This window comes from Phyllobacterium sp. A18/5-2 (assembly GCF_025452215.1).
GTDB classification, from domain to species: Bacteria; Pseudomonadota; Alphaproteobacteria; order Rhizobiales; family Rhizobiaceae; genus Phyllobacterium; species Phyllobacterium sophorae.
Genome location: NZ_CP104967.1, coordinates 1,486,256 through 1,500,284, shown reverse-complemented (window position 1 = coordinate 1,500,284; position 14,029 = coordinate 1,486,256). Strand labels below are relative to the sequence as shown.

Sequence of the window (14,029 nt, the reverse complement as noted above, 5' to 3'; positions counted from 1 at the left end):
AGAGTGTTGTCAATGATAACAACGCATTTTTCACCAAAGGTCGGTCTTCTCCTTCTCGCAAACGGTATTCTTTCGATCATGCCGGACGAGGCAGGCGCGGTATTTCACGATGACAATGCGTTGTCGTTGGCCCTCCGGGCAGCCTTGCACCCGCGATTGTCGTCCCGTCGCAAGTCCGCAGCGAATGCCAGAGCAGACTTTCTAAAATTTTTAGCGGACGCAACGAACCTCTCCAATACGGATGAGCACATGACGAATTTTTGCCCCAATCCAAAATTGCAATTAATGGCGTTTCAAAGACGGATTCCAACTCTGTGCAAACCGAGCTCAGATATAGAGCAAGCCGATGATGAGCCGACCAAAACCCGAATGTTTCACCAGCGAGGCGATCTGGTGCTTCGTCACGGCGGCGTTTCAATTCGCTTTGAAACGCCACCCTGATTTCAAGTGTCTCAATCTACCAGCGTCCTCAGGGTCGCAGGCGGATGATATCCGCAACGGACACGATCGACTGCCGCCGCCGCGCTCAACAGCCCCCGCGTCATGTCGAGATCAGGCAAGATCGAAGCGATCGGCGTTCATAACCTTGGTCCACGCCGCCACGAAGTCCCTGGCGAACTTCGCCTTCGCGTCCGCGGTGGCATAGACTTCCGCGATGGCGCGCAGCTGGGCGTGGGAACCGAAAATGAGATCGGCGCGGGTGCCGGTCCATTTGACTTCACCCGTCTTGCGGTCACGTCCTTCGAACACGTCCTTGGCCTCTGATGTTGCCTTCCATTCCGTGCCCATGTCGAGCAGGTTAACGAAGAAGTCGTTGGACAGCGTTTCTGGCCGCTTGGTGAAGACGCCGTGCTTCGACTGCCCTGCATTGGCGCCAAGAACGCGCAGGCCGCCGATGACGACCGTCAGCTCCGGGGCCGTTAGTGCCAGCAGTTGCGCCCGGTCCACCAACGCCTCCTCGACGCTCAAGCGCTGCTTGCCGCGGACATAGTTGCGGAAACCGTCAACGACCGGCTCCAGCGGAGCAAAGGAGTGGATGTCCGTCTGGTCTTGCGACGCGTCCATGCGCCCCGGTGTGAAAGGAACGTCCACCTCGTACCCGGCGTCTTTCGCGGCCCTCTCGATTGCCGCGCCGCCGCCAAGAACGATCAGGTCGGCAAGCGAAACTTTCTTGTCGCCCGATTGCGAAGCATTAAACTCGCTCTGGATCGCTTCAAGCCTCTCAAGCACATTTGCCAGCTGAGCCGGCTGGTTCACGTCCCAATCCTTCTGCGGAGCGAGGCGAATGCGCGCGCCGTTGGCGCCGCCGCGCTTATCGGAGCCACGGAACGTCGACGCTGACGCCCAGGCCGTCGAAACCAGCTGCGACACTGTAAGGCCGGAAGAGAGGATCTTGGCCTTAAGGGCGCCAATGTCCTGCTCATCGATCAGGACGTGATCCACGGAGGGAATGATGTCCTGCCAGGGCAGTTCCTCCGTCGGAACGAGCGGGCCGAGATAGCGCGCGATCGGGCCCATATCGCGGTGCGTCAGCTTGTACCAAGCCCGGGCAAAGGCGTCGGCAAACTGATCGGGATTTTCATGGAAGCGCCTTGAAATTGTTTCGTAGGAAGGATCGAACCGCAAGGCAAGGTCGGTGGTCAGCATGGCAGGTGCGTGGCGCATAGCCGCATTATGCGCATCCGGCACGGTGCCAGCACCCGCGCCGCCCTTGGGTGTCCACTGGTGCGCACCGGCCGGGCTCTTGGTCAGCTCCCATTCGTAGCCGAACAGATTTTCGAAGAAGTTGTTGCTCCACTTCGTCGGCGTCGTGGTCCAGGTCACCTCCAAGCCGCTGCCGATGGTATCACCACCCTTGCCGGTGCCGAATTTGTTCACCCAGCCGAGGCCCTGCTGCTCGATATCGGAGGCTTCAGGTTCCGGGCCCACCAGCGTGGCATCGCCAGCCCCGTGAGTCTTGCCAAAGGTGTGTCCGCCGGCGATGAGCGCGACGGTCTCCTCATCGTTCATCGCCATGCGCGCGAAGGTGTCGCGAATGTCCCGCGCGGCGGCAAGCGGATCAGGATTGCCGTTCGGACCTTCCGGGTTCACGTAGATCAAACCCATCTGCACGGCGGCAAGTGGGTTCTGGAGATCGCGGTCGCCGCTGTAGCGCTCGTCGGCCAGCCACTTGCCTTCCGGGCCCCAGTAAATGTCCTGTTCGGGCTCCCAGACATCGGCGCGCCCGCCGGCAAAACCGAACGTCTTGAAGCCCATCGATTCCAGCGCAACGTTTCCGGTGAGGATCATGAGGTCGGCCCAGGAGATCTTGCGGCCGTACTTCTGCTTGATTGGCCATAGCAGCCGCCGGGCCTTGTCGAGGTTGACGTTGTCCGGCCAGCTGTTCAGCGGTGCGAAGCGCTGCTGGCCAGCTCCCGCACCGCCGCGACCATCGCCGATGCGATACGTGCCGGCGCTGTGCCACGCCATGCGGATGAACAGCGGCCCGTAATGGCCAAAGTCAGCCGGCCACCACTGCTGCGAGTCCGTCATGAGGGCGTGCAGGTCTTTGATCACGGCGTTCAGGTCAAGGCTCTTGAACTCCTTGGCGTAGTCGAACGCCTCGCCCATCGGATCGGAGAGTGCGGATTGCTGGTGGAGAACCTGGACGTTCAGCTGGTTCGGCCACCAGTCGCGGTTGGCTCTAGCAGCGGTTGTGTGCACCACCGGGCATTTGCCCGCGCTAATGTCATCAGTCTTTGCGTCCATCGTTCTCTCCGATCGTATCTACGTTGCTGGAACTGCTGCGGGAATGCCCTTAAAAACAGTCCGTTTCAGCCAAATTTGTGGAATGTCCCACTATTTTGATCTGCCTTGGACAAAAAGCCTGAAGCAAAAATGCCTGAGAAGCGCCAATCATCCGGACAGTTGGACAAATCAGTGCAAAAAACCCAAGGCGCTTGCGACATTGGCTGCCCATGATCTCCCTTGCAAATCTTTAGCAGAGCGGATTGATTAATTTAAGTTCGATTTACTGATTGCTGGGATAAGATATTGTTATGACCAACCTGACGCTGAAGCAGCTTCGTTACTTCGAGGCATTGGCACGACTTAACCACTTCGGACGCGCGGCGAATGCCTGTGCGATCTCTCAGCCTGCTATTTCGGTGCAAATAAAGGAACTGGAAGCAACGCTGGGCACGGAGCTCTTCGAAAGAAGCGCCCGACAGGTTCGGTTGACCAGCTTCGGACAAGAGTTTGCTCTGCGCATCCGCGACATCCTGCGCGCGGTCGATGAACTGGGCGACCTGGCACGCGCCTCACGGGACCAGCTGGTGGGACGGCTGCGATTGGGCGTGATCCCGACGATCGCGCCCTACCTGCTGCCTACCATAATCGGCAACCTAGCCAGCATGCATGACGGCATTGATATTCACGTGCGCGAAACGCTGACGCAGAGGCTGATCCAAGAGCTGGCCGAAGGTCGACTCGACGCGGCTATTGTCGCTCTGCCGGTGTCCGAACCTTCGCTGACGGAGGTTGTGCTGTTTACAGAGAATTTTGTGTTGGTCCGGCCAGGAGAGGATGAGGGAAAGCCGGTGCCTAATCGCGAAACGTTACGCGAAATGCGGCTGCTTCTGCTGGAAGAGGGGCATTGTTTCCGCGATCAGGCACTGTCGTTTTGCAATTTGCATTCGGCACGGCCACGGGAATTGCTGGATGGGAGCTCTTTGTCCACACTGGTCCAAATGGTGAGCGCCGGCATCGGTGTTACTCTGATCCCAGAAATGGCAGTGGCGGTGGAGACACGCTCGGCGTCAGTATCTGTCTCCCGCTTCAAGAGCCCCCAGCCCTCGCGGACCATTGGCATGATATGGCGCAAGACGAGTCCGATTGCCAAACAGCTCTTGCAGATTTCTGAAGTCGTTCGTCAGTCGGCCGCCGCGTTGCGCGAGCAGCACAATCAAGCATCGTCATCGCGCATGTCTCTGGCCTGACGTCCAAGTCCGTTGTGCGATGGCTAATGACGGGTAACGCGCCTGCATGGAAGATCAGGATCAAAAGAAGCGCATTTCTCTCTGACAAACCTTTCCTTCCCACGTTATCCGCTTTCAATCTTGGGTGGCACCGTTATCATGCATTTCATCGGCACGGAGGCTTGAGGGTGCGCTGTCTCTTTATCGCATTAGACGACGCGTCGACCGTCAAAAGACGCATAAGGGCAGAATGATCCACCAAACACCGCTGATTGCTACTTTGGTCGCAACCTTAGGGCTTGCATTCGTTTTTGGTACGATTGCCAATAGGCTGCGCCTGCCGACGATCGTGGGCTACCTCATCGCGGGCGTGGTGATTGGGCCTTTCACCCCCGGTTTCGTTGCAGACCAGGCGCTCGCGCAACAACTCGCCGAAGTCGGCGTTCTGCTCCTTATGTTCGGCGTTGGGCTTCATCTATCGGTTCAGGAACTCTTCTCGGTGCGGGCAATCGCAGTGCCCGCGGCCTTTGGCCAAATCGGGCTCGTGTCGCTGCTCGGCGGCGGGTTGGCTCATGCGATGGGCTGGACCATTGGAGCAGCCATCGTTTTTGGTCTTTCGCTATCGGTTGCAAGTACCGTCGTCGTCTTGAGGACCCTCGAAGAGCGCAGATTGTTAGAAACGGAGCGGGGACGCATCGCGGTTGGCTGGCTGATCGTCGAGGACGTAGCGGTCATCCTCGCACTTGTATTGCTGCCCCTGTTCGCCGAGACTCTAGGAGGGCTGGGACAAGGCACGACACGGACCACTGGGCTGTTCGGTTGGTTCGAGACGCAGACCGTGTGGGGTGCGCTCAGCCTCACCGTCGTCAAGATCGGCGCGTTTGTGCTGCTGATGATGGTGGTTGGAAAGCGGGTAATCCCATGGGTACTTCATTACTCCGCCCACACCGGTTCGCGAGAACTCTTTCGGCTAGCAGTGTTGGCCGTGGCACTCGGGGTTGCCTATGGCGCTGCGGAATTATTTGGTGTTTCCCTTGCTCTGGGAGCCTTCTTCGCGGGCGTGATCCTTGCAGAGTCAAGGCTTAGCCAGCGGGCGGCGCAAGAAACGCTGCCGTTGCGCGACGCATTTGCAGTTCTGTTTTTTGTTTCTGTCGGGATGTTGTTTGATCCGACAATTCTCGTGCGCGAGACGGTGCCGATCGTTGCCACATTCCTGGTTATTGTCGCCGGCAATGCCATGGTCGCGTTCTTCATAACCCTTGCTCTCCGCTATCCGCTTCGGGCCGCGCTGACGATGGGTGCGAGCATGTCGCAAATTGGCGAGTTTTCCTTCATTCTCTCCGGACTCGGCGTCGCTCTCAAGCTGCTGCCAGAGGAGGGACGCGACCTCATTTTGGCTGGTGCAATTCTATCAATTCTCGTCAATCCGTTACTTTTTGCTGTTCTCAATCGTGCAATGCCGTGGATTGCCGAACATGAGCGAGAGGATAATACGCCTGATCAGCCTGAATCTGTTTCAAGGAAAGGTGAAGCGAATATGACACAGCTCACTGGTCATGCGGTCCTTGTTGGTCATGGCCGTGTTGGAAGCCGTGTCGCCGAAGCTTTGCTTGCTGACCATGTGTCCTTGCTGGTTATTGAAGAACGCCAGGAAGTTGTCGGGCAGTTACATGCCCGTGGCATAGAGGCATTTTCCGGAAATGGCTTGCAGCCTGATATCTTGAATGCCGCAAATCTTGCGCACGCACGCTGGTTTATCAGTGCCATTCCCAATCCTTTCGAAGGAGGAAATCTTGTCCAACAGGCGCGGGCTGCAAATCCGAATCTGGAGATCATTGCACGTGCGCACACTGACGCTGAGGTTGAACACCTTGGTAAGTTTGGAGCGAACCTTATCATTATGGGAGAGCAAGAAATTGCGCGCGGCATTGTCGAACACATTCGGGCGAGCCGCACAAAGCATTAAAGCAGATCCAGATCGACAAGACCTTGGGAGCACGTTCGCAACGGTGAAATGAGGGTGGAGATCGATGATGGCAAGAAGATCATATGCGATACGAGGGCGGCGGGTACCGCTAAGTCGAAAGGATCGGTCTCTCTCGACCATAGTCGAAATTGCGACGGAGGTATTCTGGGGTCAGGGATCGCGCCGTCTAAGATCTCGTGGCTGAAGCGGGCGAGGCGCGCATCCTTCATCAGGCTGCGAAAGTTCGGCCCACTGACATGCACCAGTGTCTTGTGGTCGCCGCCTTCGAAATAGACGTCGCTGGCGTCACCGAGGCTTTCGTCGAGGATCACCGGCACATCGTAGGCCGATCCGATGGGCGGCACCGCGCCGATGTCGCAATCGGCAAAGAGCGCGCTGACTTCTTCCTCCGAGGCGAGACCAAGACGCCTGTCCACCACTTCCTGCAAGGTGGAGAGCTCGATCCGGTGCGTGCTTGGAACAACGGCCAGGACGTAGCCCATTTCGTGATGCACGACCACGGACTTGGCCAGCTTGCTGCCCGGAACCCGCGCCGCGTGCGCCGACTGGCTGGTCGTTGCTGTACGGTGATGAGCGACGGTGTCGTAGGCGATGCCCTGAGCGTCGATATAGTCCTGAAGTTTCCTTGCAATTGTCATGGAAGGCCGCCCCTTTTGTTGCGTGGTGAGGCATAAAAAGACATTTTCCTCTCATAACCTGCGAAGTCACCGACGATTAAACAGCGCCAATGCAAGCCATGACTCAGTTCTGTTGGCCGCCATGTTCGGTGCTGCCACTGATCGCTGAACGGCAATTGGGCCAATCGACCACTTGCAACAACCGCGCAAGGACCGGTCTTCGCACGATTGCCTTCAAGACATCAACCTTTGCCGTTGCAAGCAACATTTCGCAAGGTTGGCGCATCGCGTCTCATCAATCCAGCGGCCTTAAGCTCGGCCCATAGTGCGCTCGGCGGTTCTCTTCCAAGAATTCCCTTATTGGCCTTGACCTCTGAAATGCTCTGCCCTCCCGGGATCACTGAGACGACAGCAGGATGATAGAGTGGAAAATTCAGTGCGGCCTCTATCAATGCAACATCGTGCTTCTTGCAGATGGCATCGATACGCCTTACCCGCTCAATGACGTTCCGTGGCGCTTGTGAGTAGTTGTATTGGGCATCTGTAGCTGGCCCGCGAGCGAGGATCCCGGAGTTATAAGGACCTCCCAACACGATGCCTATCCGGCGTTCTTCGCACAGGGGCAGGAAGCTTTCCAAGGCATCCTGTTCGAGCAATGTATATCGGCCCGCGAGCAGGAAGAGATCAAAGTCGCCCCGCTCGGCCAGAGCTTGGCACATTTGCCATTCATTTATGCCCCCGCCGATGGCCTTCACCACACCCTGATCCCTGAGCGACAGCATTGCGTGGTAGCCACCACGCATGAACTGGTCGAAATAAGCTTGGCACTTATCGGTCGTTCCGTGATTGAAGACATCCAGATCATGGACAAAAAGAATGTCGAACCGATCGAGCCCCGTCCGCTCCAGCGATATCTCGAAAGAGCGCATGACGCCGTCATAGCTGTAATCGTAAACCTCGCGGCGATTGGGCGTATCAAAGAATTTGCCGATGCCAGTTCTCTGTCCTGGAGGACAGACTTGCAACAGTCTGCCAACCTTTGTTGATATGATAAAATCGTCTCGACGTTTGGTGGTCAGAAATCTGCCGACGCGACGTTCTGAAAGACCGAGCCCGTAAAGGGGCGCCGTGTCGTAGTATCGCACCCCGCTTTGCCAAGCAGCGTTCAGGATGCCGAAGGCGTCCTCATCCGAGACCGTTTTGAAGAGATTGCCGAGCGGTGCGCCGCCAAAACCTAGCTCTGTAAAGCCAAGACCACCGTTACCCACGCGATCGAAACGACGAATTCTCAACGCATTCTCCTTCCAATCCCAATTCGATTTGAAAGCTGAAACAGTCCATATCCAACCTCGGGCATGGCTCGCAAGAGAGTTGCTAGTAGACGTTTATCAGGAACCTGTAGCCGTGGCTCCATAGCATCGGTGACGATTCGTGTTCTGTTGCGGCGTGAGAGGAGCACATGCCAACGCGAACGGGCTGCTCATCGTCATTGAAAACTGTTGTTTCTTCGTCAAAAGATCGCCTGGACTATAATCTAAATTGTTGGGGGCGCTGTATAAAAAGCGGCACTTCGCCTCGGCGTCAGTCGGTGTCCATCAATTCGCACGCGGATTGAAGGCCCGCGGCACAAACCGATGTCGCGCAAGGTATAATCATCAAGCTGTTCGAGCAGGCGTTGATCGGAAGCGCTTGGCGCGTGATGCCGCCGCACAAACCCGATTGCTCTGGCGAGAAATGATGTGTTCATGGTATTGGCCTTTCTTCTATGGTTGCAACAGCATTGGCGCTGTGACGTCTTTCGGGTTTGCACGGGCACGTTTATCGCTCACAAATGCGAAGTGGCTGGCGGTGGGTTGATGCGCGCCGGAGCGAAAGCGCAGGACCGGACGAAGGCGCCGGGGTGGATTTTCGCACAACCTGTGCCAGCCGATCTTGCGCGACGACCCCGGTCGCCTTCCCCTTGACCCGAACTATCAGAGACGCGCTTCAAGGATAAGATTGAAGGGCGTCTCGGCAGCACGGCGAAAATGGGCGAAGCCCGCTTTGCGGAATACTTCGGCAAGGCGAGCTTCACCGGCCTGCGCTCCAAGCACCAAGCGACCACCTTCAGAGATCGCGTGGGCGCAGCACATTGTGGTCGATGCAGCGTAGTAGAGTCTGGCCACCGGAGAGACGTTCTCTTCTATACGGTCGTTGGCGAACGGCTCCACAAGCATCACGGTGCCCCCGGGTGCAATCGCGCTGGCGGCATGTACCGCTGCGGCGAGTGGGTCGCCCATGTCATGCAGGCAGTCGAAAAAGCAGATTAGGTCGTAGCCGGTTCCCGGATATTCGTCCGCCCGAGCTGTGGTGAAGGTCGCCCGTGCAACGCCTGCCTCAGCCGCGATCTGTCGAGCCTCGGTCAACGATTGCGCATGTGTGTCGAAGCCGCGGAAATGCGACGCTGGAAAGGCTTGGGCCATCAGCACAGTCGAATGACCATGGCCGCAGCCAACATCGGCCACCAAAGCGCCGGCCCGGAGCTTGTCAACCACTCCATCGAGGGCCGGCAGCCATTGCGAAACCAGGCTGGCGCGATAGGCATTGCGATAAAAGCCTGCGACGCCGCAGTAGAGCCGACCGTCATGATCCCCCCAGGCGATACCTTTGCCGGTCCGGAAAGCCTCCACCGCCTTGTCCTCGTCAAACCACATCGATGCGGGGACCGCCCAAGCGTTGGGGATGAAGACGGGACTCTCCTCGTTGGCAAGGACAAAGGCCTGCTCCGGTGTCAACTCATAGGTGTCGCTGATGGCGTGATAGACAATGTAGCCACCGGCAACCTGTGAGCCCAGCCATTCGCGCACATAGCGTTCAGCGCAGCCCGTGCGCTCGGCCAGTTCGCGTGAGCTGAGCGGGCCGGTCCCTGCCATCGCCTTATAGAGGCCGAGCCTGTTGCCAATGCTTACCATCACACCCCCGTATCCGGCCGACAGATCGCCGACTGCACGCGCGAGGAACGCATCGAGTTTTGCAGGGTCGATTGCCCCGACTTGGATGCTGTCCATGTCCATGTCTCCTGTTAAGCACCCCAGAAGGGCCTGAGGCTTGGCAAAGGATTACAGTTGCATTGGCAAAGTGGCAGAGCCACACTGGCCACAATCGGGTCGTTCATGCCACTTGGCATGGCAACATGGTTGAATATTCCCGGTTTCCCAAATGGTGGCACGACCGCAGTGCGGATGGTATTGTGTCGTCCTGTATCCAGGGGATCGGGAATGCTGCCTCACGCCGCGTCGATGAGATCGGAGCCAATTCATGTCAGCCTCGTCGCTATTCCCGAGGCGGTCATGTCGACGCTCAGCGGTATATTCGACGTGATGAACGCCTTTGCGATGATACCTGCCTCAGGCACAGCCAGGTTTCACGCGCCGCCCTTTCGCGTCGAGATCGTGGGGCTCCGGCCCGGTTCCCTTGAGCTCGCCAGTCGCGTGCCTGTCATGGTGCAGCGTAGCGTCGCCGCACTCGATGCAACCGATATCATCATCGTCCCTTCGATCTTGCTCGGGCCCGGGGGCTGGAAAAAAGGCTGCCATCCCGAACTGGTGAATTGGCTGCGAGCGATGCATCGCCGCGGCGCCATTCTCTGCTCAGCCTGCTCGGGCATTTTCCTGCTTGCCGAGACAGGCCTCTTCGACGGTATGGACGCGACGGTGCACTATGGCTACGCGAGTGCATTCGCGGCTGCCTTTCCTGCGGTGCCAATCCACCCGGAGCGTGTGCTGGTCATCTCTGGCAAACATGAAGACCTCGTCACTTCCGGTGCTTCCATGACATGGCACGATCTGGTGTTGTACCTTATAGGGCGCTATGCCGGTGCGACCGAAGCACAGGCCGTGGCCCGGTTCTTCGCTCTGCAGTGGCATCAGGACGGGCTTGCCCCCTATATCGTGTTCGAAGGGCGCAACGATCATGGCGACCTGGCAGTCCAGGCTGCTCAGGAATGGATCGCCGGGAATTTTCCGGTGGCGAATCCTCTGGAAGAGATGATCCGACGTACCGGACTCTCCGAGCGCACCTTCAAGCGCCGGTTTACAAGTGCAACCGGGCTCAGTCCGCTTGCCTATGTGCAGCGCCTGAGAATCGAGGATGCGAAGCGACGTCTCGAGCGCACGGAGGCTTCGGTCGATGAAATCAGCTGGCAGATCGGCTACGAGGAATCCGCCTTTTTTCGTCGCCTCTTCAAGCGGGTTACTGGCTTGGCACCCGGGGCCTACCGCCGCCGCTTCAAAATTCCCGATTATGCCCAGCCGGGCCTTTCGACCAGACCGCGATAGGCCCACGAGCGGTTGCCAGAGCCATTTACGCACCTGATGCTGACGCTCGATATTTGGACGGCATTTGCACCGCGGCGGCTCAGCACGGCAGCCTTCCGCCGCGAAGGTCGCAACGCGCGCCAAACGCGACTTCACTGAGGTTGCAAATGCGCTTTGCGGCGTCGATCGTTTATCGAATTCGCCATTTTACTGATCTTGGCATTGATGAGTACAACCAAGGGCCAGCGATAGCGCTTGGAACAGGAGAAGGCTGATCTCTTAGGCAAAGAATCTGCACTTTTTACATGACCCACGGGCTTACTGACGTTTGCGCTGAAAGCCGACGTGGGGCGCCACCGGATCTCTTTGCAATGCATAGTGACGTTAAAGGTGCCGTGAGCGTCATTGCTCAGGTATGACCACAAGCCTTTGGTAATTGGAACATCAATTGAGGATACTAAGCTTTAAGTACGACCCTTGGCCGGAGAAAGTCATACTCCAGCCGCGATTGACATCAAGACTGACAGCAGGCCTGTGTGGAACAGGCAGGAGAAACCCATCAAAGCGACACATTGACAACAGATCGAAAAACTTTGAACTCATATGGCGTTCAACCGACATAACGATCGGCGACTATACCAGTGGCGGGAATATGAGAGGCGAACACACGGATACCAAACCTCGGGGCACAACGTCCACCCTTCTTCACAACGTGGCCGAGCACGCTGCCCGGGCCGGCAGCATCACCATCGAGGAGATGTTGACTGTGATGGGAAACTCAAGCATCGCGTTCACGATCCTTATACTGTCGCTGCCCGCGCTCGCACCTCTCCCGGGGCCATTCGGCATGGTCTTCGGCAGCTGTCTTGCCATCATCTCTTTGCAGATCACTGTCGGCGCCGAGCATCTGCAACTTCCGCAATTCGTCGGCAAACGCAGACTGTCCGCCGCTACGGTCATCCTTATCGTGCGCTACACCGCTCCAATGATTGCACGGGTGGAGAGAGTGTTGCGCCCCGATAGGCTGCGGACGCTGGCCGGACGCAAAGCTCAGATGATGCTTGGCATCCCGGTCTTCGTTCTAGCCATCATCATCGCGCTGCCTATTCCATTCGGTAACGTCCTGCCTGTCCTTGCGCTTGTCATCATTGCGGGCGCATTGCTCGAACGCGACGGACTGGCGGCCCTGATTGGTGTGGGCGTTGCCATTGTTGCTCTGGGAACCACAGCAGGGCTGATCTATGGTGTCATGTCAGCGACGGATCTGCTTGTCGGCTAATCGCTTGTCATAACTTCAGGCTGGTCGCAAGCATATGTTTGCCCCACTGCAAGGGAACCTGCCCGCATACCAACTCTAACGGATCTGCTATAGATCAGGACGCATGACCGGACGGCTCGGCCTCCTGCGCGTGATCGTCATAATAGCCGGCTCGCGCAGGGATGCGTATCCGCTGCTCCTGGAGGCGGCGCGTGATGCATCGGCAAGGCATCCCTTCGCGGGGTGCGACCTGACATCAGCCCACAGCACGCTCATCGTCCACGGCTAAACCGGGGCACCACCTTCTCCGATCTGTCAAAACGCGGTTTTGTTTTGCGAATTCGGCCTGTTTTGAGATCTTGGCAATAAGAGTTGACGGCCAGAGATTTCTCGTATGGCCGTCCGCTTCCTTAGTTTTTCACCGTGTCCTCAAGGAAAAACCTTCCCAATGGATTCTGGTAGAAGTGTTCAATGTTCTTGCGTGTGACGTTGATGTAGGGGCTGTAGTAAAGATCGATCCAGTTGACGTCGTCCTTGGCCATCTTCTGCAAATCCACATACATAGCTTCGCGTTTCTTCGGGTCCTGTTCCAGGCGTGCCGCGGCAACCAGATCCTTGACCTTGTCGTTCTTGTAACGGGTCATGTAATTCATATTGGTATCATGCCCGAGGACGAATGTTGTCTTTTGGTCGGGATCGAGGATGTCATTGGTCCAGTACATGACCGAGATGTCATAATCGCCGGCGATCAGCATGTCCCAGCTCTGGCTTGGATCGACCTTCTGCAGATTGACACTCACTCCCGCTTTCTGCAGCTGCTGTTGCAAAAGAACGGCAATCTGTTCATCGGTCTCATTTCCTGCATTGACGACATAGTTGAGCGACAGTGCGCTTGCTCCGGCATCCGCTAGCATTTGTTTGGCTTTTTCCGGATCATAGGGACGCTGAAGATTGTCGGCATAGTGGTAGAGCGAGCCTTTCGGAATATAGGAATAGGCAATCTCACCAAGGTTGAACGTGACAGTGTCAACAATCGCTTTCTTGTCGATAGCCATATCGATCGCCTGGCGGACTTCCTTCTTGGCCAGCGCACCATGTTCGTGATTGATTAAAAGGTGATCTTCACGTGTCGAGGTGTTGATTTCGACATGGAGGTTCGGGTCTTTCTTCAATTCCTCTACGCGGGAAAACGGCACGAAAATTGCCGTGTCAAGCTGGCCGGCCTGGACGTTCAGCATACGGGTGTTGTCATCGGGCACGGAAATCCATTCGACGCCATCGAGTTTCACCCGGTCCGCCTGCCAGAAATTCGGATTCTTCTCCAAAATGACGCGGTCACCGCGACGCCATTCCTTCACGACAAATGCGCCGGACGCGACCGGTTTTTCGGCAAATGTGTCCTCGCCAAGTTCTTCCATAGCTTTTTGCGAAATCACCGATACATTCGGCAATGCCAGGGTCGACAGGAAGGGCACGGATGGCGTTTTGAGCTTGACGACAAGGGTCTTGTCGTCTTTTGCCTCGGCAGTGTCTATGACCTTGTACGAGTCGCTCCAGAGCGAGCCCTCATTGTCACGGATACGCAACAAGGTATAGGCAGCGTCATTTGCCGTTATAGGCGAGCCATCGGAGAACTTCGCGCCACGCATGATGAACGTATAGGTCAGCCCATCTTCAGAGACCGTCCAGCTCTGAGCAAGGCCCGGCTCCAGCTTCGTGCCGGTTTTGTCGACACGCACGAGGACATCAAACACATTTGAAAATACCCAATTGTCAACATTTTGTGCGGATTTGATCGGGTCGAATGTGGTGCTGTCCTCGCGCCTGCCAATGGTCAGCACCCCCTGGGCCTCTGCCATGCTGACACCGAATGTCAACACCGCCAATGTCGTCGCTATGCTGAGACGCATCCATTT

9 protein-coding genes and 1 pseudogene are annotated in these 14,029 nt (G+C 57.2%); 5 read left to right on the top strand and 5 right to left on the bottom strand.

What is annotated here, in order from left to right; all coding sequences use genetic code 11:
- Positions 1–12: 12 nt before the first annotated feature.
- A complete protein-coding gene (locus N8E89_RS25910) occupies positions 13–441 on the top strand; it encodes a hypothetical protein (protein WP_262262618.1) in 429 nt (142 codons plus the stop codon).
- 111 nt (positions 442–552) lie between these two features.
- Here N8E89_RS25910 and katG read toward each other — a convergent pair whose 3' ends face one another.
- A complete protein-coding gene (katG, locus tag N8E89_RS25905; protein ID WP_262262617.1) occupies positions 553–2,748 on the bottom strand; it encodes a catalase/peroxidase HPI in 2,196 nt (731 codons plus the stop codon).
- Positions 2,749–3,038: 290 nt separating this feature from the next.
- Here katG and N8E89_RS25900 point away from each other — a divergent pair, with 290 nt between their 5' ends.
- The gene (locus N8E89_RS25900; protein ID WP_262262616.1) at positions 3,039–3,977 is read left to right on the top strand and encodes a hydrogen peroxide-inducible genes activator; all 939 of its coding nucleotides are present in this window, start codon (positions 3,039–3,041) and stop codon (positions 3,975–3,977) included.
- Positions 3,978–4,206: 229 nt separating this feature from the next.
- Complete coding sequence (gene ybaL / locus N8E89_RS25895; protein ID WP_262262615.1) at positions 4,207–5,922, top strand: cation:proton antiporter domain-containing protein; 1,716 nt, start codon at positions 4,207–4,209, stop codon at positions 5,920–5,922.
- 197 nt (positions 5,923–6,119) lie between these two features.
- On the opposite strand, the pseudogene N8E89_RS25890 reads toward ybaL, so the two are convergent.
- The 3 genes and pseudogenes from N8E89_RS25890 to N8E89_RS25880 form a co-directional block, all read right to left on the bottom strand.
- A pseudogene (locus tag N8E89_RS25890) lies at positions 6,120–6,581 on the bottom strand (aminoacyl-tRNA deacylase); the annotation flags it as partial.
- A 221-nt stretch (positions 6,582–6,802) separates the two neighbouring features.
- Complete coding sequence (locus N8E89_RS25885) at positions 6,803–7,852, bottom strand: aldo/keto reductase (protein ID WP_262262614.1); 1,050 nt, start codon at positions 7,850–7,852, stop codon at positions 6,803–6,805.
- A 681-nt stretch (positions 7,853–8,533) separates the two neighbouring features.
- Positions 8,534–9,607, bottom strand: a complete 1,074-nt coding sequence (locus N8E89_RS25880) for a class I SAM-dependent methyltransferase (RefSeq protein WP_262262613.1) — start codon at positions 9,605–9,607, stop codon at positions 8,534–8,536.
- Between the two features lie 210 nt (positions 9,608–9,817).
- Between N8E89_RS25880 and N8E89_RS25875 the strand changes: the two genes are divergently transcribed.
- Positions 9,818–10,876, top strand: a complete 1,059-nt coding sequence (locus N8E89_RS25875; RefSeq protein ID WP_262262612.1) for a GlxA family transcriptional regulator — start codon at positions 9,818–9,820, stop codon at positions 10,874–10,876.
- Positions 10,877–11,507: 631 nt separating this feature from the next.
- Positions 11,508–12,134 (top strand): exopolysaccharide biosynthesis protein, encoded by a 627-nt coding sequence (locus tag N8E89_RS25870; RefSeq protein WP_106663823.1) that lies wholly within the window; start codon positions 11,508–11,510, stop codon positions 12,132–12,134.
- A gap of 389 nt (positions 12,135–12,523) precedes the next feature.
- Here N8E89_RS25870 and N8E89_RS25865 read toward each other — a convergent pair whose 3' ends face one another.
- Positions 12,524–14,023, bottom strand: coding sequence for an ABC transporter substrate-binding protein (locus N8E89_RS25865; protein WP_410010469.1), 1,500 nt, complete (start codon positions 14,021–14,023; stop codon positions 12,524–12,526).
- Positions 14,024–14,029 lie beyond the last annotated feature (6 nt).

Coding starts and splice junctions, on each gene's coding strand:
- N8E89_RS25900 (WP_262262616.1), top strand. CDS start 3,039: ATGACCAACCTGACGCTGAAGCAGCTTCGTTACTTCGAGGCATTGGCA.
- katG (WP_262262617.1), bottom strand. CDS start 2,748: ATGGACGCAAAGACTGATGACATTAGCGCGGGCAAATGCCCGGTGGTG.
- ybaL (WP_262262615.1), top strand. CDS start 4,207: ATGATCCACCAAACACCGCTGATTGCTACTTTGGTCGCAACCTTAGGG.
- N8E89_RS25910 (WP_262262618.1), top strand. CDS start 13: ATGATAACAACGCATTTTTCACCAAAGGTCGGTCTTCTCCTTCTCGCA.
- N8E89_RS25865 (WP_410010469.1), bottom strand. CDS start 14,023: ATGCGTCTCAGCATAGCGACGACATTGGCGGTGTTGACATTCGGTGTC.
- N8E89_RS25880 (WP_262262613.1), bottom strand. CDS start 9,607: ATGGACAGCATCCAAGTCGGGGCAATCGACCCTGCAAAACTCGATGCG.
- N8E89_RS25875 (WP_262262612.1), top strand. CDS start 9,818: ATGCTGCCTCACGCCGCGTCGATGAGATCGGAGCCAATTCATGTCAGC.
- N8E89_RS25870 (WP_106663823.1), top strand. CDS start 11,508: ATGAGAGGCGAACACACGGATACCAAACCTCGGGGCACAACGTCCACC.